This is a genomic window from Halomonas qinghailakensis, assembly GCF_025820815.1.
Classification (GTDB): Bacteria; Pseudomonadota; Gammaproteobacteria; order Pseudomonadales; family Halomonadaceae; genus Vreelandella; species Vreelandella qaidamensis.
Map to the genome: position 1 here is coordinate 1430320 of NZ_CP096973.1, position 25274 is coordinate 1455593.

Consider the following 25274-nt stretch of genomic DNA (forward strand, 5'->3'; position numbering starts at 1 on the left):
TATCCCCTTCAGCGAGCTTTCACGGCGCTGCGAACGATAACATCGCTACCGGTCGCGCCCGGAACAGCACCTTTGATCAGCAGCAGGTTACGCTCGGCGTCGACACGGACGATCTCAAGGCTCTGTACGGTGCAACGGGCATTACCCATTTGACCGGCCATTTTTTTGCCTTTAAATACGCGACCCGGGGTCTGACACATGCCGATAGAACCCGGCGCGCGGTGCGACAGGGAGTTACCATGCGTGTTGTCTTGGGTACGGAAATTCCAGCGCTTAACAGCACCCTGGAAGCCTTTACCCTTAGAGGTGCCGGTCACATCAATCATTTGACCAGCTTCGAAGAGGGATACGGTGAGTTCGCCACCCACTTCTGGAGATTCTTCGCCTTCTGCAAGACGAAATTCCATCAGTGAACGACCAGCCTCAACACCCGCCTTGGCAAACTGACCCGCTTGCGCTTTGGTGAGGTGCTTGGCTTTGCGAGAACCTGTGGTGACCTGAACCGCTGCATAACCGTCAGACTCAAGGGTCTTAACGCGCGTTACACGGTTAGGATCAACTTCAATAACGGTCACGGGCACAGAAGCGCCATCTTCGGTAAAGACACGGGTCATCCCGGCCTTTTTACCGACTAAACCGATAGTCATACTCAGTCTCCTATAGTGTACGGGGCTATCACCCGCTATGGCTGCCCTTTCCAGAGCATTCCACTAGCACATTGTGTGGCGCCTCACGGCGCGGCGGCTGCTGCTCATTCTAAAAATTAATGAGCGCTGGGCCGCGAGTGTCTAGTGTAATTAGTCGAGCTTGATTTGCACGTCTACGCCAGCGGCGAGATCGAGCTTCATCAATGCATCAACAGTTTTCTCGGTTGGCTCAACAATATCGAGCACACGCTTGTGCGTACGAATCTCATACTGGTCACGCGCATCTTTGTTGACGTGCGGTGAAATCAGAATGGTGTAACGCTCGCGGTTGGTCGGCAGCGGGATCGGACCACGAACCTGAGCACCAGTACGCTTAGCGGTTTCAACGATTTCCGCTGTGGACTGATCAATCAGGCGATGGTCGAACGCTTTCAACCGAATGCGAATCTTTTGGTTCTGCATTTGCCCTAAACTCCAATGGATGTCGACGGCGCGAGCCGTCTACCCACGCATTCAAAGGATGCGCATTATAGGCACGCCAAAAGCCCATGTCAAACATTTGCTATTGGTGCGCAGAAAAGGGGGCTCTAACGAGCCCCCTTGATCAATCAATCAAGCAAGCTTACTTGATGATTTTTGCAACAACGCCAGCACCAACGGTACGACCACCTTCGCGAATTGCGAAGCGCAGACCGTCGTCCATAGCGATCGGAGCGATCAGGGTAACAACCATCTTAACGTTGTCGCCCGGCATTACCATTTCAACACCTTCCGGCAGTTCACAAGTTCCCGTTACGTCAGTGGTACGGAAATAGAACTGAGGACGGTAGCCCTTGAAGAAAGGCGTGTGACGACCACCCTCTTCTTTGGACAGCACGTACACTTCTGCTTCGAAGGTAGTGTGCGGGTTGATGGTGCCTGGCTTAGCCAGAACCTGGCCACGCTCGACGTCATCACGCTTAGTACCACGCAGCAGGGCGCCAACGTTCTCACCTGCACGACCTTCGTCGAGCAGCTTACGGAACATTTCAACACCGGTAACGATGGTTTTAGTGGTGTCGCGAATACCGACGATTTCTACTTCTTCGCCTGCTTTAACGATACCGCGCTCTACACGACCGGTAACAACAGTACCGCGGCCAGAGATAGAGAACACGTCTTCGATCGGCATCAGGAACGGCTGGTCGATAGCACGCTCCGGCTCAGGAATGTACTCATCCAGAGCTTTGATCAGATTCGCAACAGCAGTAGTACCCATGCCGTTTTCGTCTTCACCGTTCAGCGCCATCAGCGCAGAACCAGTGATGATCGGCGTGTCGTCACCCGGGAAGTCGTACTCGTCGAGGAGTTCGCGAACTTCCATCTCAACCAGTTCAAGCAGCTCTTCGTCATCGACCATGTCCGCTTTATTCAGGAACACAACGATGTACGGAACGCCAACCTGACGAGACAGTAGGATGTGCTCACGCGTCTGCGGCATCGGGCCGTCAGCAGCAGAACATACCAGGATTGCGCCGTCCATCTGCGCAGCACCGGTGATCATGTTCTTGACGTAGTCAGCGTGCCCCGGGCAGTCAACGTGTGCGTAGTGACGCTCTTCAGACTGGTACTCAACGTGAGACGTAGCGATGGTGATACCGCGCTCGCGCTCTTCAGGAGCGTTATCGATGGTATCAAACTCACGCCAGTCACCGCCGAAAACCTCAGCAGACACGCGGGTTAGGGCCGCTGTCAGGGTCGTTTTACCGTGGTCGACGTGACCGATGGTGCCGACGTTGACGTGCGGTTTGGAACGTTCAAATTTTTCCTTAGCCACTGCTATAACCTCTTTACGTTAGCTAACGGTTAACCGTTTTGATTGATGACGGCTTCAACGACGCTGGAGGGCGCCTCCTCGTACTTCGCGAACTCCATAGAGTAGCTCGCGCGGCCCTGGGTTTGCGAGCGTAGGTCGGTTGCATAACCGAACATCTCACCCAGTGGCACCGTTGCACGAATGACTTTACCAGAAGAGGAGTCATCCATGCCCTGCACCAGACCGCGACGACGGCTCAGGTCGCCCATGACGTCACCCATAAATTCTTCGGGGGTCACGATTTCGACCTTCATCACCGGCTCCAGCAGCACGGCCTTGGCCTTCCTGGCACCTTCTTTCACTGCCATAGAAGAAGCAATCTTGAACGCAGTCTCATTAGAGTCCACGTCGTGGAAGGAACCATCAAACAGCGTTACCTTGACGTCGATCATCGGGTAGCCCGCGATGACACCGTTTTTGAGCTGTTCGTAGGCACCCTTCTCAACCGCAGGCACGTATTCTTTGGGAACCGCACCACCTACGATTTCAGAGTTGAATTTGAAGAAAATTTCGCCTTCGCCTTCACCCTTTTCTGCTGCTACCAGCGGCTCGATACGCAACCAGACATGACCGTACTGACCGCGGCCACCTGACTGACGTACAAACTTACCTTCCTGCTCAACACTACCGCGAATGGTTTCACGATAGGCAACCTGAGGCTTGCCGATATTGGCTTCAACCTTGAACTCGCGACGCATACGGTCAACGATAATGTCCAGGTGTAGCTCGCCCATACCAGAAATAATGGTCTGGCCGGTTTCTTCGTCAGTCTTAACCTGGAAGGAAGGGTCTTCCTGGGCCAGTTTACCCAGAGCGATACCCATTTTTTCCTGGTCAGCTTTCGACTTCGGCTCAACCGCTACCGAGATAACCGGATCCGGGAATTCCATGCGTTCGAGAACAATTTTGTTATCGATATCACATAGAGTGTCGCCCGTGGTCACGTCTTTCAGACCGATACACGCTGCGATATCACCCGCCAGAATCTCTTTAATCTCTTCGCGCGAGTTGGCGTGCATCTGAACAATACGGCCAACACGCTCTTTCTTCTGCTTAACGGAGTTGTAAACGCCGTCACCAGATTTAAGAACGCCCGAGTAGACGCGGATAAAGGTCAAGGTACCAACGAAGGGGTCGGTAGCGATCTTAAACGCCAACGCTGCGAACGGTGCGCTATCATCGGCTACACGAGTAGCGATGGTACCGTCTTTATCGTCAAGCTCACCTTCGATCGCTTTAACTTCTGTCGGCGAAGGCATGTATTCGATAATACCGTCGAGCACTGCCTGAACACCTTTGTTCTTAAATGCAGAACCACAGGTAACCAGAACAATGTCGTTTGCTAACGTACGCGCACGAAGACCAGCCTTGATCTCTTCAACTGTCAGCTCACCGCCTTCTAAATACTTGTCCATCAGCTCTTCAGAGCCTTCGGCAGCGGCTTCAATCATTTGCTCGCGATATGTTTCGGCTGTTTCTTGTAGCTCAGCCGGAATATCAACGAGATCAAAGTTCATACCCAGACTCGCCTCATCCCACAGGATGGCCTTCATCTGGATCAAGTCGATGACGCCTTTGAAGTCTTCTTCTGTGCCCCAGTTGATCTGGATTGGCACAGCGTTAGCCCCCAAGCGCTCTTTAAGCTGGTCAACGACCATAAAGAAATCAGCGCCGGTACGGTCCATCTTGTTGACGAATACCATGCGCGGAACTTCATACTTATTGGCCTGACGCCAAACAGTTTCGGTCTGCGGCTGAACGCCGGAAGAGCCACACAGTACAACGACAGCACCATCAAGAACACGCAAAGAACGCTCAACTTCGATTGTGAAGTCAACGTGTCCAGGCGTATCAATGATATTGATGCGATGCTCGTCAAACTGCTTGCTCATACCTTGCCAGAAGGTGGTAACAGCAGCAGAGGTGATTGTAATACCACGCTCTTGCTCCTGCTCCATCCAGTCTGTCGTCGCAGCACCGTCGTGTACTTCACCCACTTTGTGGGAAAGACCGGTATAAAACAGTACGCGTTCCGTTGTCGTGGTTTTACCCGCGTCAACGTGAGCGACGATACCGATATTGCGATAACGATTAAGTGGAGTCTTGCGTGCCACGGTGAAGCTCCCGTTAGTTGGCGATGCTCGTTAATTCAGCAGTATTCATTTTGCGTATGCTACTGCCGCCATCGACAACGATAGCGGCGACGTGTTGCAACATGGCGAAAAAATTCTTTAACGCAGCGCAACCAGCAAAAATGAATACATACTTAGAAACGCCGAGTTTAGAAACGATAGTGAGAGAAGGCCTTGTTGGCTTCTGCCATACGATGCACATCTTCACGCTTCTTAACAGCCGAGCCTTTGCCTTCAGCGGCATCCAGCATTTCACCTGCCAGGCGCTGAACCATCGTTTTTTCACCGCGGCGACGCGCAGCGTCCACCAACCAGCGCATTGCTAGGGCTTGGCGACGCGAAGGACGAACTTCGACCGGCACCTGATAGGTCGCACCACCAACGCGGCGCGACTTAACTTCGACCATCGGCTGGATGGTTTCCAGCGCTTTGTCGAAGATTTCCAGCGGCTCTTCATTACTACGCTCGGCAACCTTGTCCAACGCACCGTAGACGATGCGCTCAGCTATGGACTTCTTGCCGCTGACCATCAGATGGTTCATGAACTTCGCCAGACGCTCACTTCCGAACTTAGGATCCGGCAGGATTTCGCGTTTAGCTACAACTCTTCTTCTAGGCATGATAAGCCCTCAATTAAGGATCCTTCAGGTAAACCCGGAACTAATGTGTGCTAATTGCACCGCCCGACCTTACTCTTATCAGACCGTCATATTCGTATTAAGGTAACAACACAGCATCGTAAAACGCTGCAACAAGACGCCTTAGGACTTCGGACGCTTGGTACCGTACTTAGAACGACCCTGCTTACGGTTCTGTACGCCGGAGGTGTCGAGTGCGCCACGAACGGTGTGATAACGCACACCTGGCAAATCCTTTACACGACCGCCACGGATCAGAACAACAGAGTGCTCTTGCAGGTTGTGACCTTCACCACCAATGTAAGAAGACACTTCGAAACCGTTGGTAAGGCGCACACGGCAAACCTTACGCAGGGCCGAGTTCGGCTTCTTAGGGGTAGTAGTATAAACGCGCGTACATACGCCGCGCTTTTGCGGGCATGCCTGAAGCGCAGGTACGTCACTCTTAGTGACGGGGCGCTTGCGCGGCTTGCGCACTAGCTGATTAATCGTTGCCATGGTGTTTAGCTGACTCCAATGGTTGCCTGGCCTTTCAACAAATACGAGCAGCGGATGCGGGCGCACCCGCCCCACTGTTAAAGGCTGCGCATTCTAAAGGCTGACCCTAGGTGGCGTCAAGTCTTGCTGGCGGTTTAACCAGCAAGACTGCGCCATAAGGACCAGCGACTCGTTGTTACTCGTTTGCCTTACCGCTAATTACAGCTCGTCGTCTGAATCAAGGGCAGTTAACTGAGCACCAAGCTCCTGCTCAACTTCGGTAGCCGAGGGGTTGAACAAGCGCTCAACGTCTTCACGTTTGCGACGACGCTCTGCGTGGTGAGTCAGGCCGGTACCTGCCGGAATCAGACGCCCAACCACCACGTTTTCTTTCAGGCCGCGCAGATAGTCGCGTTTGCCTGTCACCGCTGCTTCGGTCAATACACGGGTCGTTTCCTGGAACGATGCCGCTGAAATGAACGACTCAGTGGCCAAGCTGGCCTTAGTGATACCCAGCAGCAAGCGCTGATACTTGGCTGGGAATTTACCTTCTTTCTCAAGACGCGCATTCTGCTCTAGTACGCGTACAAGTTCGGCTTGATCGCCAGTAATAAAGTCAGAGTCACCTGAATCAGAGATCTCTACCTTACGCAGCATCTGACGAACAATGACTTCGATATGCTTATCGTTGATGCCAACACCCTGCAGACGGTAGACATCTTGTACTTCAGCAGTGATGTATTTGGCCAGTTCCGCCACACCCAGTAATCGCAGGATGTCGTGGGGATTGCTCGGTCCATCCGAAATCACTTCACCCTTCTCGACGGCTTCACCTTCGAAAACAGCAATTTGACGCCACTTCGGGATCAGTGCTTCAAACGGATCGCCAGATTCCGGTGTAATCGTCAAACGACGCTTACCCTTTGTCTCTTTACCGAAGCTGATAACACCGCTGATTTCAGCCAGAATCGCCGACTCTTTCGGCTTACGCGCCTCAAAGAGATCAGCAACGCGTGGCAGACCACCAGTAATATCTTTGTTACCTGATGCTTCTACCGGGATACGTGCGACCACCTCGCCCACGCCAATGGTAGATCCATCGTCGACAGAGATAATCGAGTTGCCTGGCAGCAAGTACTGCACTGGCGTATTCGAGCCAGATACCGACACGTACTCACCCGCCGCGTCTTGCAGCATGACCATCGGGCGCTTATCGCGGCCGGCCATCGGGCGGGCTGCTGACTCAATCACCTCGATAGATGAAAGGCCAGTCATTTCATCGACGCTGCGGTGCATGGTGACACCTTCATCAAGGTCGATAAACTGCGCCTTACCTTCTACTTCAGCAATAATCGGATGGGTGTGCGGATCCCACTTCGCGACAATCGCACCACCATCAACCACGTCACCGTCACGAACAGACAGCTCGGCACCGTAGGGCAGTTTATAGTACTCACGCTCACGACCATGGTCATCAGCAACCGCCAGTGCACTTGAGCGAGAAACAACCACCAGCTTACCGTCAGCGCGCTCTACATGCTTGATGTTGTGCAGGCGTACTTTACCGCCATGCTTGACCTGAACGCTGTCCACTGCTGATGAACGCGATGCCGCACCACCAATGTGGAACGTACGCATGGTCAGCTGTGTACCCGGCTCACCGATGGACTGTGCAGCGATAACACCGACAGACTCACCAATGTTGACCTGATGGCCACGTGCCAAGTCACGTCCGTAACAGGAAGCACAGACACCGTGGGCAGTGTCACAGGTAATGGTAGAACGAACGATAATTTCGTCGACACCCATGGTGTCTAGCGACGCACACCACTTTTCGTCCAGCAACGTGCCGCGCGGAATAAGCACTTCATCATTGCTAGGATCGATCACATCAATCGCAACAACACGACCAAGTACGCGCTGAGACAGCGGTACAATAATGTCGCCGCCCTCGATGATCGGGTGCAAGGTCAAGCCGTTTTCAGTGCCACAGTCGGTCTCAGTAATAACCAAGTCCTGAGCAACATCCACCAGACGACGAGTCAGGTAACCAGAGTTGGCCGTTTTCAGGGCCGTATCCGCAAGACCTTTACGTGCACCGTGGGTCGAGATGAAGTACTGCAGTACGTTTAGACCTTCACGGAAGTTAGCGACGATCGGCGTTTCGATGATTGAGCCATCCGGCTTAGCCATCAAACCACGCATACCCGCCAACTGACGGATCTGGGCGGCAGAACCACGCGCACCGGAGTCAGCCATGATGAAGACGCTGTTGAACGAATCCTGCTCGACTTCGTTGCCTTCACGATCAATGACGGTCTCTTTTGAGATACCCACCATCATCGCTTTGGCAACTTTATCGTTGGCCTTCGACCAGATATCGATAACCTTGTTGTACTTCTCACCAGCAGTTACTAGGCCAGAAGAGAACTGGTCTTCGATCTCTTTAACTTCTGCTTCTGCAGCATCAACAATCTCGGTTTTCGCATCAGGAATAACGAAGTCGTTAACACCGATAGAGGCGCCCGACCACGTTGCCAAACGGAAACCGGTGTACATCAGTTGGTCAGCGAAGATAACCGTAGGCTTCAAGCCAGCACGACGGTAGACCTCATTGATCAAGCTAGAGATCGCCTTCTTCTTCATCGGCTGATCGATTAGCGAGAACGGCACGCCTTCCGGCAAAATACGGAACAGTAGTGCGCGGCCAACCGTCGTGTCATAGATGCGACGATGGAAACTACGCTCGCCGGTCTCTTCTTCGACATCGACTTCGTCCAGACGCACTTTCACGCGAGCATGCAGCGATACCGACTGAGTACCAAAGGCGCGCTCTACCTCATTGAGGTCAGAGAACACCATGCCCTCGCCTTTAGCGTTGATCTTTTCGCGGGTCATGTAATACAGACCCAGAACAACGTCTTGCGATGGAACGATGATCGGCTCGCCGTTGGCGGGTGACAGCACGTTGTTGGTAGCCATCATCAGCGCACGCGCTTCAAGCTGGGCTTCCAGGGTCAGCGGTACGTGTACCGCCATCTGGTCACCGTCAAAGTCGGCGTTGTAGGCGGCACATACCAGCGGGTGCAGCTGGATCGCTTTACCTTCGATCAACAGCGGCTCAAACGCCTGGATACCAAGACGGTGGAGCGTCGGTGCGCGGTTAAGCAGCACCGGGTGCTCACGGATAACATCGGCAAGGATGTCCCACACCTCAGGCAATTCGCGCTCAACCATCTTCTTGGCAGCTTTAATCGTTGAGGCGTAGCCCAACGACTGCAGCTTGGAGTAGATAAACGGCTTGAACAGCTCAAGCGCCATTTTCTTGGGCAGACCACACTGGTGCAGACGCAAGGTCGGCCCCACAGTGATAACCGAACGGCCGGAGTAGTCGACACGCTTACCTAGCAAGTTCTGGCGGAAACGACCCTGCTTACCTTTGATCATGTCGGCAAGGGATTTCAGCGGACGCTTGTTAGAACCTGTAATGGCACGGCCACGACGGCCGTTATCCAACAACGCATCAACCGCTTCTTGCAGCATGCGCTTCTCGTTGCGCACGATAATATCCGGCGCATTAAGATCAAGCAGACGCTTCAGGCGGTTGTTACGGTTGATAACGCGACGATAAAGGTCGTTCAGATCTGAGGTCGCAAAGCGGCCGCCGTCCAGCGGTACCAACGGACGAAGATCCGGCGGCAGCACAGGCAGCACTTCCATGACCATCCACGCTGGCGCGTTGCCGGAGTGGTAGAACGCTTCAAGCAGCTTCAAACGCTTTGAAAGCTTCTTAATCTTGGTTTCAGAATTAGTCTGCGGAATCTCTTCACGCAGGTGATTAATCTCTTCTTCCAGATCGATATCTTTCAGCAGCTCTTGGACAGCTTCGGCACCCATACGGGCGTCAAAGTCATCGCCAAACTCTTCTAGCGCCTCAAAGTACTGCTCATCGTTGAGTAACTGACCACGCTCCAGCGTGGTCATACCAGGATCGATGACGACAAAGCTTTCGAAGTACAGCACGCGCTCGATATCACGCAGAGTCATATCGAGGAACATGCCGATACGAGACGGCAGTGACTTCAAAAACCAAATGTGAGCAACCGGCGATGCCAGCTCAATGTGGCCCATGCGCTCACGGCGCACGGCAGCTTTGGTGACTTCAACGCCACACTTCTCACAAATGATGCCGCGGTGCTTCATGCGCTTATACTTACCGCACAAACACTCATAGTCTTTTACTGGGCCGAAAATTTTGGCGCAGAACAGACCATCCCGCTCCGGCTTAAAGGTACGGTAGTTGATGGTCTCAGGCTTCTTCACCTCGCCAAACGACCAGGAGCGAATCATGTCCGGCGACGCCAGGGTAATCTTGATCGCGTCAAACTCTTCGGACTGAGATTGCGATTTGAGTACTTTCACCAAATCTTTCATGGGACGGCTCCTAGCTCTCTAACTCGATATCGATGCCCAGCGAGCGGATTTCCTTCACGAGTACGTTGAAGGATTCCGGCATGCCTGCCTGCATGGTGTGGTCGCCATCCACGATGTTTTTATACATCTTGGTGCGGCCTTCGACGTCGTCCGACTTGACGGTGAGCATCTCTTGCAGCGTATACGCGGCACCGTAAGCTTCCAGCGCCCACACTTCCATCTCACCAAAGCGCTGACCACCGAACTGCGCCTTACCACCCAGCGGCTGCTGAGTCACTAGCGAGTAAGAACCGGTAGAGCGCGCGTGCATTTTGTCGTCTACCAAGTGGTTCAGCTTGAGCATGTACATGTAGCCAACGGTCACCGAGCGGTCAAACGCATCGCCAGTACGGCCATCGTACAGCGTCATCTGTCCAGACTCAGGAATGTCAGCAAGCTTCAGCAGGTGTTTGATCTCGTGCTCTTTAGCACCGTCAAATACCGGCGTTGCCATAGGTACACCGCCTTTGAGGTTTTTCGCTAGCGCAATGATTTCTTCATCACTTAACGAATCAATATCCTCAACACGGGTTCCTGGCGTGTTATATATCTGGCCTAGGAAGTCACGAATTTCAGCAACTTGCTGACCACGTGCATCGCGTAGCATCGCGTCGATCTTGACACCCAAACCGCGGGCAGCCATGCCCAGGTGAGTTTCAAGAATCTGACCAACGTTCATCCGCGACGGAACACCCAGCGGGTTCAATACCACATCAACCGGCTCGCCCTTCTCATCGAACGGCATATCTTCGATGGGCATAATCGCTGAGATAACACCTTTGTTACCGTGACGGCCTGCCATCTTGTCGCCTGGCTGAATGCGACGCTTAACCGCCATGTAAACCTTGACGATTTTCAGCACGCCCGGTGCGAGATCATCGCCCTGGGTCAGCTTGCGCTTCTTATCTTCAAAGCGCTCGTCCATCTCTTTACGGCGGTTTTCGAGCTGCTCATCGGCTTGAGCCAACAGCTCGTTATAAGCCTCATCCTGCATACGCAGTTTGAACCACTGCTGGCGCGGCAGTTCGTCGAGGTAAGCCTCGTCAAGTACATCGCCTTTCTTCAGGTTCGGGCCGCCATTAACAGCCTGACCTTCCAGCGTACGCTTCAGGCGCTCAAAGGTAGCGTCTTCAGCAATACGATAGGTTTCCTGAAGATCTTTACGCACTTCATCCAGCTGCATCTGTTCGATAGCAAGCGCACGAGAGTCTTTTTCAACGCCGTCGCGGGTAAATACCTGAACGTCGATGACGGTACCTTTCATACCAGTCGGCGCGCGCAGCGACGTGTCTTTAACGTCAGATGCTTTCTCACCGAAGATGGCACGCAGCAGCTTTTCTTCCGGCGTCAGCTGGGTCTCACCTTTCGGTGTTACCTTACCGACCAGAATATCGCCGGGGCCAACTTCAGCACCGATATAAACAACACCAGCTTCGTCCAACTTACCCAGCGCAGACTCCCCAACATTGGGAATATCGGCGGTGATCTCTTCCGGCCCTAACTTGGTATCGCGTGATACACAGGTCAGCTCCTGAATATGAATTGTAGTAAAGCGGTCTTCTTGAACCACCCGCTCAGATAGCAGGATGGAGTCCTCAAAGTTGTAACCGTTCCAGGGCATGAACGCGATGCGCATGTTCTGACCTAGCGCCAAATCACCCATGTCAACAGACGGGCCGTCAGCAAGAATATCGCCACGGGCTACGCTGTCACCAGGGCGCACAATGGGGCGCTGGTTCATACAGGTGTTCTGGTTAGAACGGGTGTACTTGGTCAGGTTGTAGATATCAACACCAGCTTCGCCGCCGATGATTTCATCTTCATGCACTCGCACCACCACACGACGCGCGTCAACCGAGTCGATCACACCACCACGACGTGCCACGGCGCAAACGCCAGAGTCACGCGCAACAAAGCGCTCCATACCGGTGCCCACTAACGGCTTGTCAGCGCGCAGGGTCGGTACCGCCTGACGCTGCATGTTCGCACCCATCAAGGCACGGTTAGCATCATCGTGTTCCAGGAACGGAATCAATGCAGCTGCTACCGAAACTACCTGACGCGGCGACACATCCATTAGCGTGACTTGCTCAGGACGCATAAAGGTGGTTTCACCACGGTGACGCACCTGAACCAAGTCATCACTCAGCCTGTTGGACTCATCCACACCAGCAGATGCCTGGGCAATAACAAAGTCGCCCTCTTCAATCGCCGACAGGTGAACAATATCGTCTGTCACTTGCCCAGCGTTGACCTTACGGTATGGCGTTTCGAGGAAGCCATAGCTGTTGGTGTGACTGTACGTCGCCAACGAGTTAATCAAACCGATGTTCGGGCCTTCCGGCGTTTCAATCGGGCAAAGGCGACCATAGTGCGTGGCGTGTACGTCGCGCACTTCGAAGCCAGCACGCTCACGGGTCAAACCACCTGGGCCGAGTGCAGACACACGGCGCTTGTGGGTAACCTCAGAAAGCGGGTTGTTCTGATCCATAAACTGGGAAAGCTGGCTAGAACCGAAGAACTCTTTCACCGCTGCCGCGACCGGCTTAGCGTTGATCAGATCTTGCGGCATCAGGCCTTCGCTTTCCGCCATGGAAAGACGTTCTTTCACCGCACGCTCTACACGAACCAAGCCAACGCGGAACTGGTTTTCTGCCATTTCGCCAACGCAGCGAATACGGCGGTTGCCCAAGTGATCGATATCATCAACGTCACCGAAGCCGTTACGGATATTGATCAGCTCGCGTAGAACATCAAGAATGTCTTTACGATCCAGTACGCCAGAGCCTGTGTCGGTATCGCGACGCAGTCGGCGGTTGAACTTCATACGACCTACGCCTGACAGGTCGTAGCGATCTTCGCTGAAGAACAGGTTGTTAAACAGCGTCTCAGCAGCCTCTTTAGTAGGCGGCTCACCAGGGCGCATCATGCGGTAAATTTCAACCAACGCTTCAAGCGCAGAGCCTGTAGAATCTAGCTTCAGCGTATCGGAAATAAACGAACCACAGTCGAGGTCGTTGGTGTAGAGCGTTTCGATGTGGGTGATGCCACCCTGCGCCATACGCTCGAGTACTTCAGGCGTAATTTCGGTATTACACGGACAAATCAGCTCGCCAGTTTTAGTATCGATCTGATCTTTGGCCAACGTTTTACCAAACAGATACTCCATCGGTATTTCCAGACGATCCAGACCAGCGTTTTCCAGCTGACGGATGTGCTTCTGGGTAATACGACGCCCTTCTTCAACAATGACATTACCTTCGCCATCTTTAATGTCGAAGGTAGCGGTTTCACCGCGCAGACGTGACGGCACCAGCTCTACAAAGAAGCCGGTTTTCTCAATGCTAAACTTGCTAGTTTCGAAAAACTCCGCAAGGATCTCTTCGGTATTCATACCCAAGGCACGCATTAACACTGACGCAGGAAGTTTCCGGCGACGGTCAATACGCACAAAGACGTTATCTTTAGGGTCAAATTCGAAGTCCAACCAGGAACCACGATAAGGAATCACTCGGGCAGAGTAGAGCAGCTTGCCTGAGGAGTGGCTCTTACCTTTGTCGTGATCAAAGAACACACCCGGCGAACGGTGGAGCTGAGAAACGATAACCCGCTCAGTACCATTGATAACAAAGGTACCGTTCTCGGTCATCAGGGGGATTTCCCCCATGTAGACTTCCTGCTCTTTAATATCCTTGATTGCCTTGTTCGAGGAGTCGCGATCATAGATGATCAAGCGAACCTTGACACGCAGCGGGGCGGAATAGGTCACGCCACGCAGCTGACACTCTTTTACATCGAACGCCGGCGTGCCGAAACGGTAGCTGACATACTCCAGCGCCGCATTCCCAGAGAAACTCTCGATCGGAAACACGGACTTAAACGCCGCGTGCAGACCAATCTCGTGGCGCTCGTCGGGCGAACGATCCTGCTGGAGAAAGTCGTAGTAGGAATCAAGCTGGATGGCCAGCAAGTAAGGCACATCCATCACTTGGGGCAGTTTGCCGAAATCCTTGCGGATGCGTTTTTTCTCAGTATATGAGTAAGCCATCTGTATTCCCCAGCTTGTTCACCATGGGTGACCGATGCGTGGTCATCTGCCCCGCGGGCGTTTCAGACGCAGACAGCAAGCTCCTAAATCGGTAGCTCGCCGTCAAAAATCTTGATAGATAACAGTGTTACAGTAGTGCTGTTAGCGCTTTGCTATCACTCGCGCTCACAACTTACGCTTCACAACTTACGCTTCACAACAACGGTCTTACTGTTTTGCTGCTTTATACGGCAGCTTTTCTGCTGCAATGCTGCCAAGCAACATGATACAACAGAAAAAGGCCGGCAGCGGGATAAGCCCGCCGCCAGCCGTGGAAGCTTACGCAGCGCGTAAAGCCGTCAGCACAAGAATTACTTGAGCTCGACGCTTGCGCCCGCTTCTTCCAGCTTGGTTTTAGCTGCTTCAGCGTCTTCTTTAGACATTGCTTCTTTGATAGTAGCTGGCGCGCCATCAACTGCGCCCTTGGCTTCTTTCAGGCCAAGACCAGTGATTTCACGAACTGCTTTGATGACGTTAACTTTCTTGTCACCAGCAGAGGTCAGTACCAGATCAAATTCAGTCTGCTCTTCAGCAGCTGCTTCGCCGCCTGCAGCCGGGCCAGCCATTACGGCTGCTGCTGCAGAAACACCGAATTTCTCTTCCATTGCTTCGATTAGCTCGACAACTTCCATTACGGACATGTCGGCTACAGCATTGATGATATCGTCTTTGGTCAGTGCCATTGTCTCGTTCCTAACTTTGCGGGAGCCTCGGTTTGCCGAGTGCTCAGGATTCATTGCATGGTTCAAGCAGCGCCCTGCTTATGCAGCACAGACTGCTTGCAAAAAGGCCTGCTTATGCAGCTTCTTCTTGCTTCTGATCGCGCAGGGCGGCCAGAGTACGAACCAGCTTGCCAGCGGAGGCTTCTTTCATTACCGACATCAACTTGGCAATTGCTTCGTCGTAAGTCGGTAGGGTTGCCAGACGATCGATGTCAGCAGCCGGAATCAGCTCACCTTCGTAGGCCAGCGCCTTCACTTCGAAGTTCTGATCTTGCTTTGCAAACTCTTTGAACAAACGAGCAGCAGCGCCCGGGTGGTCAGTAGAGAAAGCCAGCAGAGTAGGACCAACAAAGCTCTCGTTCAGGCACTCCCACTGAGTACCTTCGAGGGCGCGGCGTGCCAGAGTGTTGCGAACAACACGCAGCTGGACGCCATTCTCACGCGCTTGCTTACGCAGGTCGGTCATTTTACCGACTGTAACGCCGCGAGAATCGGCAACTACGACGGAGAGTGCGCCCTTGGCCGCTTCACTGACCTCGGCAACAATCGCTTTCTTGCCTTCAAGTGCTAGTGGCACAGTGATCACTCCTTCGTGCCGGAACCCACAACAGGCTCCGGTGGTTACCATCTCTTCCAGACGAAAAACAACGCTGGAAGCCTTGGGGGATGGTGCTCACCAGAAAGCGGTTTGGCTAAAAACCTCAACCAACTGGCGGCCACACCATCTGCGCAGGCGCTTTTAGGGCGATTAAGCCGCACCCTTAAAAGATGCGGCACCTGCGGTCTTTGACGATGCCCTGCTTGGCTTACGCATTCACAGGGGACCGCAAAGTTCTTGCTCGGTTCTTACTTAATCAGCTCTTACGAAACGTACGACTACTTGCTTATACCAACGCAGAGTGGTCGATAGTCAGACCTGGGCCCATGGTAGTGGACAGGGTGACTTTCTTAAAGTAGATACCTTTAGAAGAGCTCGGCTTGAGTCTCTTAAGGTCAGCAACCAGCGCTTCCAGGTTACCCAGAACAGCGGATGCTTCAAAATCAGCCTTACCCAACGTTGTGTGGATAATGCCGTTTTTGTCGGTACGAAAACGCACCTGACCCGCCTTAGCATTTTTAACCGCAGTAGCAACGTCAGGTGTAACGGTGCCAACTTTCGGGTTAGGCATCAGGCCGCGCGGACCAAGAATTTGACCCAACTGACCAACAACACGCATAGCATCTGGAGAAGCAATCACGACGTCAAAATCCATTACGCCTTTTTTGACTTGCTCAGCCAAATCTTCCATACCTACGATGTCAGCGCCTGCTTCTTTAGCAGCATCGGCGTTAGCACCCTGAGTGAAGACCGCTACACGCACGTCTTTGCCAGTACCGTTAGGCATTACAGTAGCACCACGTACAACCTGGTCAGATTTACGCGGATCAACACCAAGATTGATCGCTACATCCAAGGACTCTTTGAATTTAACGGTAGACAGCTCAGCGAGCAGCGCAACCGCTTCTTCAAGAGAGTAAGCTTTGTTCGGGTCTACTTTCTCGCGAATAACTTTCGCGCGCTTAGTTAGTTTAGCCATGATCAGAGACCCTCCACATTTAGGCCCATGCTACGAGCGCTGCCAGCGATGGTGCGCACCGCGGCATCGAGATCAGAAGCCGTCATATCTGGCTCTTTCGTTTTAGCGATCTCTTCAAGCTGCTCACGCGTCACGGTACCAACCTTCTTCTTGTTCGGCTCACCAGAACCGGACTTGATGCCCGCTGCTTTTTTCAGCAGCACGGCAGCAGGTGGCGTCTTAGTGACGAACGTGAAGCTACGGTCAGAGTAGACGGTGATCACGACAGGCGTCGGCAGACCAGGCTCAATTTCTTGAGTCGCTGCGTTAAACGCCTTACAGAATTCCATAATATTCACGCCGTGCTGACCCAGCGCAGGGCCAACGGGCGGACTTGGATTGGCTTTACCTGCAGCAACCTGCAGTTTGATATAAGCCTGTACTTTCTTGGCCATGTTAAAGACTCCAGTTGGGTGATAGCGCCTTACGGCTCCCCGGTACACATAAAGCAGCGCTTAGCTGCTTCACATAATGCAGGGATGACATGCAATGCACGCCATCCCGCCACTTAATTAAACTTACTCTTTTTCCACTTGAGAGAACTCAAGTTCCACAGGTGTTGCACGCCCGAAGATCAACACACTGACCTGCAAACGGCTCTTATCGTAATTAACTTCTTCAACCACGCCATTGAAGTCGGCGAACGGGCCATCAACAACGCGAACCGATTGACCCGGCTCAAACATCGTTTTAGGCCGCGGCTTATCAGTACCGTCTTTCACCCGACGCAGAATAGCGTCTGCTTCACGCGAAGTAATTGGAGCAGGCTTCTCTTTCGTGCCACCAATAAACCCCATTACACGCGGAGTTTCATTGACGAGGTGCCAAGTTTCGTCGGCCATTTCCATCTCGACCAGCACGTAACCTGGATAGAATTTGCGCTCACTCTTACGGCGCTTTCCGTCACGCACTTCGACGACTTCTTCCGTTGGCACTAGAATTTCGCCAAAGCGATCTTCCATGCCATACATTTTCACACGCTCGATAAGCGAACGCATGACATGCTTTTCAAAGCCGGAATAAGCGTGGACGACATACCAACGTTTGGACATGAAAGCTCCTAACCAATGACGCCGGACATCGCCCAGCCAAGAAGAGTATCAATCAACCACAGCATCAAACCCACCACCACAACAGCCGCCAACACAATAGCTGTCGTCTGAATGGTTTCAGGGCGAGTCGGCCATACAACGCGCTGTATCTCTTTCTTGGCGCTTACGGCAAGCTCTACTAAATCGCGACCTTTAGCAGTGGTCAGCGCGATCAAACCCGCAATCGCACAAAACACCACCACACCCAATACGCGGTAGAGCAGGCCAATATCAGCGAAATAGGTATTACCAACAACTGCAACAACAAGCAGCGCCACAACCGCCGCCCACTTGAGCCCGTCATGGCGCGACTGTTGCACCTCTTCGCCATGTTTTACGGAACTAGGCTTCATAAAAACGAGACTCCCAAGGGTGCAGCGAGCGACAAAGGAATTCTAGAAAAAGACATACCAACCTGGGGAAGGTTGGCAGGCCAGGAGGGAATCGAACCCCCAACCTGCGGTTTTGGAGACCGCTGCTCTGCCAATTGAGCTACTGGCCTGTATCGTCATGTGCACAAACAAATGCCTGCGCAACAGCGGGCGTCATAATAGCGGATAACTCTCCACTTGACAACCCCATTCAACACCCATCAAAACTGACGAGTGAAAACAAAAAAAGCGAGCTTAGCTCGCTTTTATGCAATATGGAGCTCATGGACGGAATTGAACCGTCGACCTCACCCTTACCAAGGGTGTGCTCTACCCCTGAGCTACATGAGCCAAACACATCAAACTGGAGCGGGCGGCGGGAATCGAACCCGCACCATCAGCTTGGAAGGCTGAGGTTCTACCATTGAACTACGCCCGCCGAACTTGCCTATGGAATGACAATCCGTTGCACGAGATACAGTAGCTAAGCCCGCTTACCGGCCTTTCATTCCCAAGCAATGACTTAGTCACTGCTTGATAAAACTGGTGGAGAGGGAAGGATTCGAACCTTCGAAGCTTTCGCGGCAGATTTACAGTCTGCTCCCTTTGGCCACTCGGGAACCTCTCCAGCTGTGGCGGCACATTATGCCAGCCTCCAAAACGGTGTCAAGCTTACAAACTCTTTATTTTTTCAAAGCTTGTGAACTTATCAACACTTGCACACTAATACTTAGCGTGGCTTATGCCTTGGAACGCGCTGCATTCTGTCAAAGCAGCATTGAGAATGCAAGACCCGCGCGAATTTTTTCTAACGAAACAGGCTCAGGCACGCTTGGCGCGCCTGACATTTTGCCAGCACGCTCTGCAAAGGTAAGCGGAAAACTAGCCTCTAATCCGCCATATACCATGTCTGGCCATACAGCGTGGGGTACTTGCACACCACGAGAAACCACTCTGGCGTCTCCACCCGTTAGCATCATGGGCAACGCGACACCTTGCTGATCACACACCTCGCTATAAATTCGATTAATTGCGCTAACTGCCGCCATGTAGATGCCGTGATTCACCGCATCGACCGTGCGCCGCCCCGGCTCGAGTAGCGCGTCAGCTTCACTTTCTGGATCAATCGCCACGTTACGGGTGCCTAACTTAAGGCTCTCTTTCATCAGCCGCAAACCAGGCACAATAAACCCACCAAGATGAACACCGCCAGGCAGTACAAAATCAATCGTTATCGCACTACCGCAGTCGACAGCACAGCAGCCACCAGCCAATTGATAGCCAGCCAATGCGCCCATCCAACGATCCACCCCTAAGCGCCCAGGCTCTTCGTAGCCATTAATAACGCCCAACGCTTCAGGCGTAGAGCGCGCCACATAGACCTGGCGTACTTGGCGACGCAGCAAAGCAACGGTCTCTTCCAGCACGGTAGCTCTGGCAACACTGGAAATACGTACTGCCTCTACTACGTCAAGATTCGGAATATCTGCCCCTGGCCGCCACTCTTCTCGCGTCCACACCGCACCTCGTGAACGTATCTCACTACTTTCGGCATCTTTTAACCGCCACTTTGATAGCGTATTGCCGATATCCAAATCCAAAATCATAGGCGCCTGCGTACACTGATCTCACCGCCCGACAGGCGTCGCGAGTGATCATTTTCGGTAACCCAAAGATTACCACTCTCATCTACCTCTCTAGCCACTGCATCACTTGAGCGCTCACCCTGAATAATACGGATCGGCAACCCTGCATAGGCATGGCGACTATTCCATTCGTCTCGCCAAGGGGTAAACCCTTCGCTTTCGAAGCCTGCCAGCATATCCAATAATTCAGATACCATATCCGCAGCTAACTGATTGCGCGAAATACCCGCCTTTGCATCAAACAGCGCCGCCACAGGCTGATCAATAGTGGCACGCAGACTATCGGGTAGCGACAGATTCATGCCAATCCCAATGACTACTTCACACGGACCTGCTGCATCCCCAGTGACTTCAATCAAAATACCGGCCAGCTTGCCAAGCTCACTACCTTTCTCTGCCAGCAATATGTCGTTAGGCCATTTTAATTTGGGTGAAACCCCATACTGCTCCAGCACTTGAGCAACCACCACGCCAACCGCAAGACTCAACCCCTCCAGGGCGTTAACCCCTGACTCAAAACGCCAGCCAAGCGAAAGCATTAAGCTCTGCCCCCAAGGCGTAGACCATACGCGCCCGCGACGGCCACGACCGGCGGTTTGTAGCTCAGCAAAGCATACTTCACCGTGCCCTGCTCCCTGCGCAAATCGCTGGCGTATATATTCATTACTCGATGGCAGCTGGTCTTCAATGAATAGCCTGGATAAGAGATGGCGAGCATTCGCGGGCAAACGCTCTACAATTTTTGCCCCATCCAGCGGCTCTAACGGATAGGCAAGTCGATAACCGCGACCTTTCACAGCCACCAGCTCAACGCCCAATGCGTCTAATTTTTTTAGCTGTTTCCATACGGCGGCTCGGGAAACGCCCAGCGCTTCACCTAATTGTTCACCGGAATGAACCTCGCCATCGCTTAACAAACGCATCAGGTTACCGATGGTCATGTGCTTGCCCCAACTGGGAAAACACCTATCTTAACGGAAGCACCGCTAGAGCGAAAACTGCCATGTTTAGGTTATTGACTTGCACCTTTATTTAAGACAGCACTGGTAGTGAACCGCACCCAGACCCTATAATGCCGCCCTATTTTTCTAGCAGGATCGCGTCGTGATCGAGAATCTTCGCAACATTGCCATCATCGCCCACGTTGACCATGGTAAAACTACCTTGGTAGACAAGCTGTTAAGCCAGTCCGGAACGCTCGACCGCAAGGCCGAAGGCCAAGAGCGCATCATGGACTCCAATGACCAGGAAAAAGAGCGTGGCATCACCATCCTGGCCAAAAATACTGCTATTCAGTGGCAAGATGGCAATGGTAAGGATTACCACATCAACATTGTGGACACCCCTGGACACGCCGATTTTGGTGGCGAGGTTGAGCGGGTCATGTCCATGGTGGACTCGGTACTGCTTCTGGTAGATGCCGTTGACGGCCCTATGCCGCAAACGCGCTTCGTTACTCAGAAAGCATTTGCCCAGGGCCTAAAGCCGATCGTCGTCGTCAATAAAATTGACCGTCCCGGCGCTCGCCCTGACTGGGTTATTGATCAGATTTTTGATCTGTTTGACAACCTCGGTGCTTCCGACGACCAGCTTGATTTCCCAATCATCTACTGCTCGGCGCTGAACGGCATTGCTGGCATGGATCCGGAAGAGTTGGCTGACAACATGGACCCCATGTTCCAGGCGATTGTCGATATCGTCGAGCCACCCGCCGTTGAGATTGATGGTCCGTTCCAGATGCAAATCTCGGCGCTGGATTACAATAGTTACGTGGGCGTTATCGGCCTTGGCCGTATCAAGCGTGGCTCGGTGAAGCCTAACCAGCAAATCTCGGTTATCAGCGTTGATGGCTCTACCCGCAAGGGTAAGATCGGCCAGGTTATGACCCATATGGGTCTTGAGCGCGTCCAAACGACAGAAGCTACCGCAGGCGATATCGTTTGCGTTACTGGCATTGAAGATCTATCGATCTCTGACACGCTGTGCGATCCAAGTGCCATTGAAGCATTGCCGCCACTGTCTGTTGACGAACCGACCGTTTCAATGACGTTCCAGGTCAATGACTCCCCGTTTGCTGGCAAAGAAGGCAAGTTCGTCACCAGCCGTAATATTAAAGATCGCCTGGAACAAGAGCTGATTCACAACGTAGCACTACGCGTTGAGCAGGGCGAAACGCCTGAGAAGTTCAAGGTATCTGGCCGTGGTGAATTGCACTTGTCGGTATTGATCGAAACCATGCGCCGTGAAGGCTTCGAGCTGGCGGTTGGCCGCCCAGAAGTTATCATTAAAGAGATCGATGGCGTTAAGCAAGAGCCTTACGAAGAGGTCATCATCGACTGTGAAGAGCAGCACCAAGGCTCTATCATGGAAGAGCTTGGCTACCGTAAGGGCGAGCTAACTAACATGAACCCTGATGGCAAAGGTCGTGTTCGTTTGGACTTTATTATTCCGGCGCGCGGTTTGATCGGTTTCCGTGGTCAGTTCTTAACCTTGACCTCAGGTACCGGCATCCTGACTAGCCGCTTTGACCACTATGGACCACTTAAGCCCGATGCGTCTATCGAGCGTCGCAATGGCGTACTAGTTTCTATGGTCGGCGGTAAAGCCCTTGCATACGCGCTCTACGCCTTGCAAGAACGCGGCAAGCTGATTATTGATCATGCGACCGAAGTATACGAAGGTATGCTGATTGGTATTAACAACCGTGCCAACGACATGGTAGTTAACCCAACCAAAGGCAAAAAACTCGATAACATGCGCTCAACGGGTAATGATGAAAACATCGTGTTGACGCCGCCGATCAAGTTCACTCTTGAGCAGGCCATCGAATTCTTGGATTCTGATGAATTGGTAGAAGTTACTCCCAGCCATATTCGTCTGCGTAAAAAGCACTTAACCGAAAACGAGCGTAAGCGTGCTAGCAAGAAATAACTCTTTGCCAGTCAACGCTCGATAGTAAATGATCGACAGCAAGTCCCTGAAGCCCGCCATGTGCGGGCTTCTTTTTTTATGGGGTTGATAACGCTCTTCCCTCACACTTTTCTCGCTTTCGCCTCCCCCCATGCCCCGTGCCCTACGCCAAGCGGCGTCATAAACGCAGCCTTAACGCTAGCAGGCTGGTAAGCGTAGGCGTTCTATCGCAAAGTAGTACTTATCTCAGTGCGGCCCTGGAGCACTGGCAACCTATAATTCATACAGGTGTTTGGATATTTACCCCCATCCTTTCACCACGACATGGACACTCCTCCACATGAGCGGTCATAACGTCTGGACTCACAAAGGCACGTTTTTGCTAGCAGCGGTTGGCTCTGCCGTCGGCCTAGGCAACCTCTGGCGCTTTCCCTATCTCACAGGGGAAAATGGTGGTGGTGCATTTATTTTAATTTACGCACTGACCATTTTTGCGGTTGGCATCCCCATTTTGATTGCGGAAACAATGCTTGGGCGAACCAGTCGCCAAAGCCCCATTATGGGGATGCGCCATTTAACCAAAACACATAAGACCTCCCGTGCCTGGGAATCCATTGGCTGGCTGGGCGCTGCTTCCGCCTTTTTAATTTTGAGTTTTTATTCTGTCATTGCTGGCTGGGCACTGCACTACACGTGGCTGATGCTAACTGGCTCATTAGTCGGTGCCGATGCTGCAACGATTAGCGCTGGCTTTGATGCGTTGCTAGCGTCTCCGGGCCTGATGACGCTTTATCACACGCTGTTTATCGCCTTCTCGGCGTTAATTGTCGGCATGGGGATTCATAAAGGGATCGAGTCAGGGCTGCGCATCATGATGCCAGCGCTGTTTGTGATTCTCATCGTGGTACTTATCTACGGCGTCATTAATGGCGACGTGAGAGCGGCAGCAAGCTTCTTGTTTACGTTCAATATTGCCGATCTCAGCTTAGAGGGTTGGTTACAGGCAATGGGGCAATCTTTCTTCACCCTGAGCCTTGGGATGGGTGCCATCATGGCCTACGGCGCTTATATGTCCAGCGAAGCCTCCTTGACCCGAACAGCTATCGCCGTGGCGTTTGTAGATACTGCGGTTGCCATGGTGGCAGGGCTAGCAATTTTCTCGCTGGTATTTGGGGCAGGCCTAGAAACCGGTCAGGGTCCTGGCCTGATGTTTGTCACTTTGCCGCTAGCATTTGCTGACATGCCATTTGGTGCTCTGGTGGGCGGGGTCTTCTTTATTTTGGTGCTGGGGGCTGCGGTTAGCTCGTCTATTTCGTTAATAGAACCTGTTGCGGCCTTTCTGGTCGAGCGTTTTGATATGACCCGCCCCCAGGCGGTCACCATTATGGTCGTCGCGGCTTGGGCAATGGGCTTACTCACCGTAGTGAGCTTCAACATATGGGCCGAAGGGACGATTTTCCACGCTCTCTTTGGCCGCAGCGCTTTTGAATTTATTGAGCTGTTGACCAATATCTTTATGCCGCTGGGCGGGCTAATGATCGCTCTATTTGCAGGCTGGGCACTGACCCAAAGCGAAGTGATGAAAGAGCTTGGTACCAACCTTACATGGTTTAAAACCTGGCGTTTCTTGGTGCGCTTTGTGGGTCCTGCTGCCGTATCATTTGTATTTTTACGCACTCTCCCACAAGTGGAAGGCTACGTTATCCCAACCCTCGGCGCACTGCTCATTGTCGGTGCGTTTGCCTTGAGTCAGCGGCTGCGTAAGCCTGCTTAATATAATGCTAATAACCCAGGCGGCCAAAGGTCGCCTGCGGCGCGAGGACATGATGACTCCCCTTATCGAGGTACAACACGTCAACAAAGCCTTCGGCGGGCTGCACGTTATCAACGACTGCTCAATCCGGGTTGAAAAAGGTTCAATTACCGGCATGATCGGCCCCAACGGAGCAGGTAAGTCCACGCTCTTCAATTTAATTGCGGGCGCACTTACGCCAGATAGTGGCCGCATTCTGTTGGATGGTGAAGACATTACCTCGCTAAGCGCTGATCAACGCTTCCACAAAGGCTTGCTACGCACCTTCCAAATCGCCCATGAGTTTAGCCAAATGAGCGCACTGGAAAACTTGATGATGGTGCCACCCAATCAAGCAGGGGAACATCTATTTAATACCTGGTTCAAGCCCGCACTGGTACGCAGCCAGGAGGCAGAGGTGCGCCGCCGCGCACTGGAAGTCATTGAGTTTGTTGGCTTGCATCATGTACGTAACGAGCTTGCGGGCAACTTGTCGGGTGGTCAGAAAAAACTGCTAGAGCTAGGCCGCACGATGATGACCGATGCCAAAGTCGTGCTGTTAGACGAAATCGCCGCTGGTGTAAACCGCACGCTACTTGGCGATTTAATGGGCAATATCGAACGTTTAAATCGCGAAATGGGCTATACCTTTCTGGTGATTGAGCACGATATGGATATGATTTCGCGGCTCTGCGATCCAGTGATTGTACTGGCCCAAGGCAGCGTCATGGTTGAGGGTTCAATTGAAGAAATACAAAACAATCCGGCCGTTATAGAAGCATATTTCGGCACTGATGCCGCTTGATAACGCTGAGTT

General features: G+C 52.8%; 19 protein-coding genes and 4 tRNA genes. 3 read left to right on the top strand and 20 right to left on the bottom strand.

All coding sequences use genetic code 11. From position 1 onward, the window contains the following. Nucleotides 1–8 precede the first annotated feature (8 nt). The 20 genes from rplC to M0220_RS06875 form a co-directional block, all read right to left on the bottom strand. Entirely contained in the window at nt 9–647 is a 639-nt protein-coding gene (gene rplC, locus M0220_RS06780) for a 50S ribosomal protein L3 (RefSeq protein ID WP_009723904.1), read from the bottom strand. A gap of 150 nt (nt 648–797) precedes the next feature. Further along, nucleotides 798–1109 carry a 30S ribosomal protein S10 gene (gene rpsJ, locus M0220_RS06785; protein WP_009098983.1) on the bottom strand — a complete coding sequence of 104 codons (312 nt, stop codon included), beginning with the start codon at nt 1107–1109 and terminating at the stop codon, nt 798–800. A 160-nt stretch (nt 1110–1269) separates the two neighbouring features. Continuing rightward, nucleotides 1270–2463 (bottom strand): elongation factor Tu, encoded by a 1194-nt coding sequence (gene tuf, locus M0220_RS06790; RefSeq protein ID WP_009723905.1) that lies wholly within the window; start codon nt 2461–2463, stop codon nt 1270–1272. A gap of 29 nt (nt 2464–2492) precedes the next feature. Beyond that, nucleotides 2493–4616, bottom strand: a complete 2124-nt coding sequence (gene fusA / locus M0220_RS06795) for an elongation factor G (protein WP_030074212.1) — start codon at nt 4614–4616, stop codon at nt 2493–2495. A 167-nt stretch (nt 4617–4783) separates the two neighbouring features. Next, nucleotides 4784–5254, bottom strand: coding sequence for a 30S ribosomal protein S7 (rpsG, locus tag M0220_RS06800; RefSeq protein WP_009098975.1), 471 nt, complete (start codon nt 5252–5254; stop codon nt 4784–4786). Nucleotides 5255–5395: 141 nt separating this feature from the next. After that, a complete protein-coding gene (gene rpsL, locus M0220_RS06805; RefSeq protein ID WP_009098973.1) occupies nt 5396–5770 on the bottom strand; it encodes a 30S ribosomal protein S12 in 375 nt (124 codons plus the stop codon). Between the two features lie 198 nt (nt 5771–5968). Further along, nucleotides 5969–10183 (bottom strand): DNA-directed RNA polymerase subunit beta', encoded by a 4215-nt coding sequence (gene rpoC / locus M0220_RS06810; protein ID WP_030074213.1) that lies wholly within the window; start codon nt 10181–10183, stop codon nt 5969–5971. Between the two features lie 10 nt (nt 10184–10193). Continuing rightward, nucleotides 10194–14270: a DNA-directed RNA polymerase subunit beta gene (gene rpoB / locus M0220_RS06815; RefSeq protein ID WP_264019004.1), complete on the bottom strand. Its 4077-nt coding sequence runs from the start codon at nt 14268–14270 to the stop codon at nt 10194–10196. Between the two features lie 350 nt (nt 14271–14620). Then, a complete protein-coding gene (gene rplL / locus M0220_RS06820) occupies nt 14621–14992 on the bottom strand; it encodes a 50S ribosomal protein L7/L12 (protein WP_030074215.1) in 372 nt (123 codons plus the stop codon). 112 nt (nt 14993–15104) lie between these two features. Beyond that, a complete protein-coding gene (gene rplJ, locus M0220_RS06825) occupies nt 15105–15608 on the bottom strand; it encodes a 50S ribosomal protein L10 (RefSeq protein ID WP_030074216.1) in 504 nt (167 codons plus the stop codon). A 307-nt stretch (nt 15609–15915) separates the two neighbouring features. Beyond that, the gene (gene rplA, locus M0220_RS06830) at nt 15916–16608 is read right to left on the bottom strand and encodes a 50S ribosomal protein L1 (RefSeq protein ID WP_030074217.1); all 693 of its coding nucleotides are present in this window, start codon (nt 16606–16608) and stop codon (nt 15916–15918) included. 2 nt (nt 16609–16610) lie between these two features. Further along, the gene (gene rplK, locus M0220_RS06835; protein WP_009098963.1) at nt 16611–17042 is read right to left on the bottom strand and encodes a 50S ribosomal protein L11; all 432 of its coding nucleotides are present in this window, start codon (nt 17040–17042) and stop codon (nt 16611–16613) included. A gap of 123 nt (nt 17043–17165) precedes the next feature. Further along, nucleotides 17166–17699: a transcription termination/antitermination protein NusG gene (nusG, locus tag M0220_RS06840; RefSeq protein WP_009723912.1), complete on the bottom strand. Its 534-nt coding sequence runs from the start codon at nt 17697–17699 to the stop codon at nt 17166–17168. An 8-nt stretch (nt 17700–17707) separates the two neighbouring features. Next, a complete protein-coding gene (gene secE, locus M0220_RS06845) occupies nt 17708–18091 on the bottom strand; it encodes a preprotein translocase subunit SecE (RefSeq protein ID WP_264019005.1) in 384 nt (127 codons plus the stop codon). Between the two features lie 73 nt (nt 18092–18164). Further along, nucleotides 18165–18240, bottom strand: a tRNA-Trp gene (locus M0220_RS06850). A 145-nt stretch (nt 18241–18385) separates the two neighbouring features. Then, a tRNA-Thr gene (locus tag M0220_RS06855) sits at nt 18386–18460 on the bottom strand. A gap of 14 nt (nt 18461–18474) precedes the next feature. Then, nucleotides 18475–18548, bottom strand: a tRNA-Gly gene (locus M0220_RS06860). A gap of 105 nt (nt 18549–18653) precedes the next feature. Beyond that, nucleotides 18654–18737: transfer RNA gene (locus tag M0220_RS06865), tRNA-Tyr, on the bottom strand. A 139-nt stretch (nt 18738–18876) separates the two neighbouring features. Next, nucleotides 18877–19716 carry a type III pantothenate kinase gene (locus M0220_RS06870; protein ID WP_030074219.1) on the bottom strand — a complete coding sequence of 280 codons (840 nt, stop codon included), beginning with the start codon at nt 19714–19716 and terminating at the stop codon, nt 18877–18879. Continuing rightward, on the bottom strand, nt 19713–20696 hold the full coding sequence (locus M0220_RS06875; RefSeq protein WP_030074220.1) for a biotin--[acetyl-CoA-carboxylase] ligase: 984 nt from the start codon (nt 20694–20696) through the stop codon (nt 19713–19715). The genes M0220_RS06870 and M0220_RS06875 overlap by 4 nt, the downstream gene beginning before the upstream one ends. A 163-nt stretch (nt 20697–20859) precedes the next feature. Here M0220_RS06875 and typA point away from each other — a divergent pair, with 163 nt between their 5' ends. From typA to M0220_RS06890, 3 genes are all read left to right on the top strand, one after another. Then, nucleotides 20860–22686 carry a translational GTPase TypA gene (typA, locus tag M0220_RS06880; protein WP_030074221.1) on the top strand — a complete coding sequence of 609 codons (1827 nt, stop codon included), beginning with the start codon at nt 20860–20862 and terminating at the stop codon, nt 22684–22686. Nucleotides 22687–23005: 319 nt separating this feature from the next. Then, complete coding sequence (locus M0220_RS06885) at nt 23006–24439, top strand: sodium-dependent transporter (protein ID WP_030074222.1); 1434 nt, start codon at nt 23006–23008, stop codon at nt 24437–24439. Nucleotides 24440–24491: 52 nt separating this feature from the next. Then, entirely contained in the window at nt 24492–25262 is a 771-nt protein-coding gene (locus M0220_RS06890; RefSeq protein ID WP_030074223.1) for an ABC transporter ATP-binding protein, read from the top strand. The last annotated feature ends 12 nt before the right edge of the window (nt 25263–25274 follow it).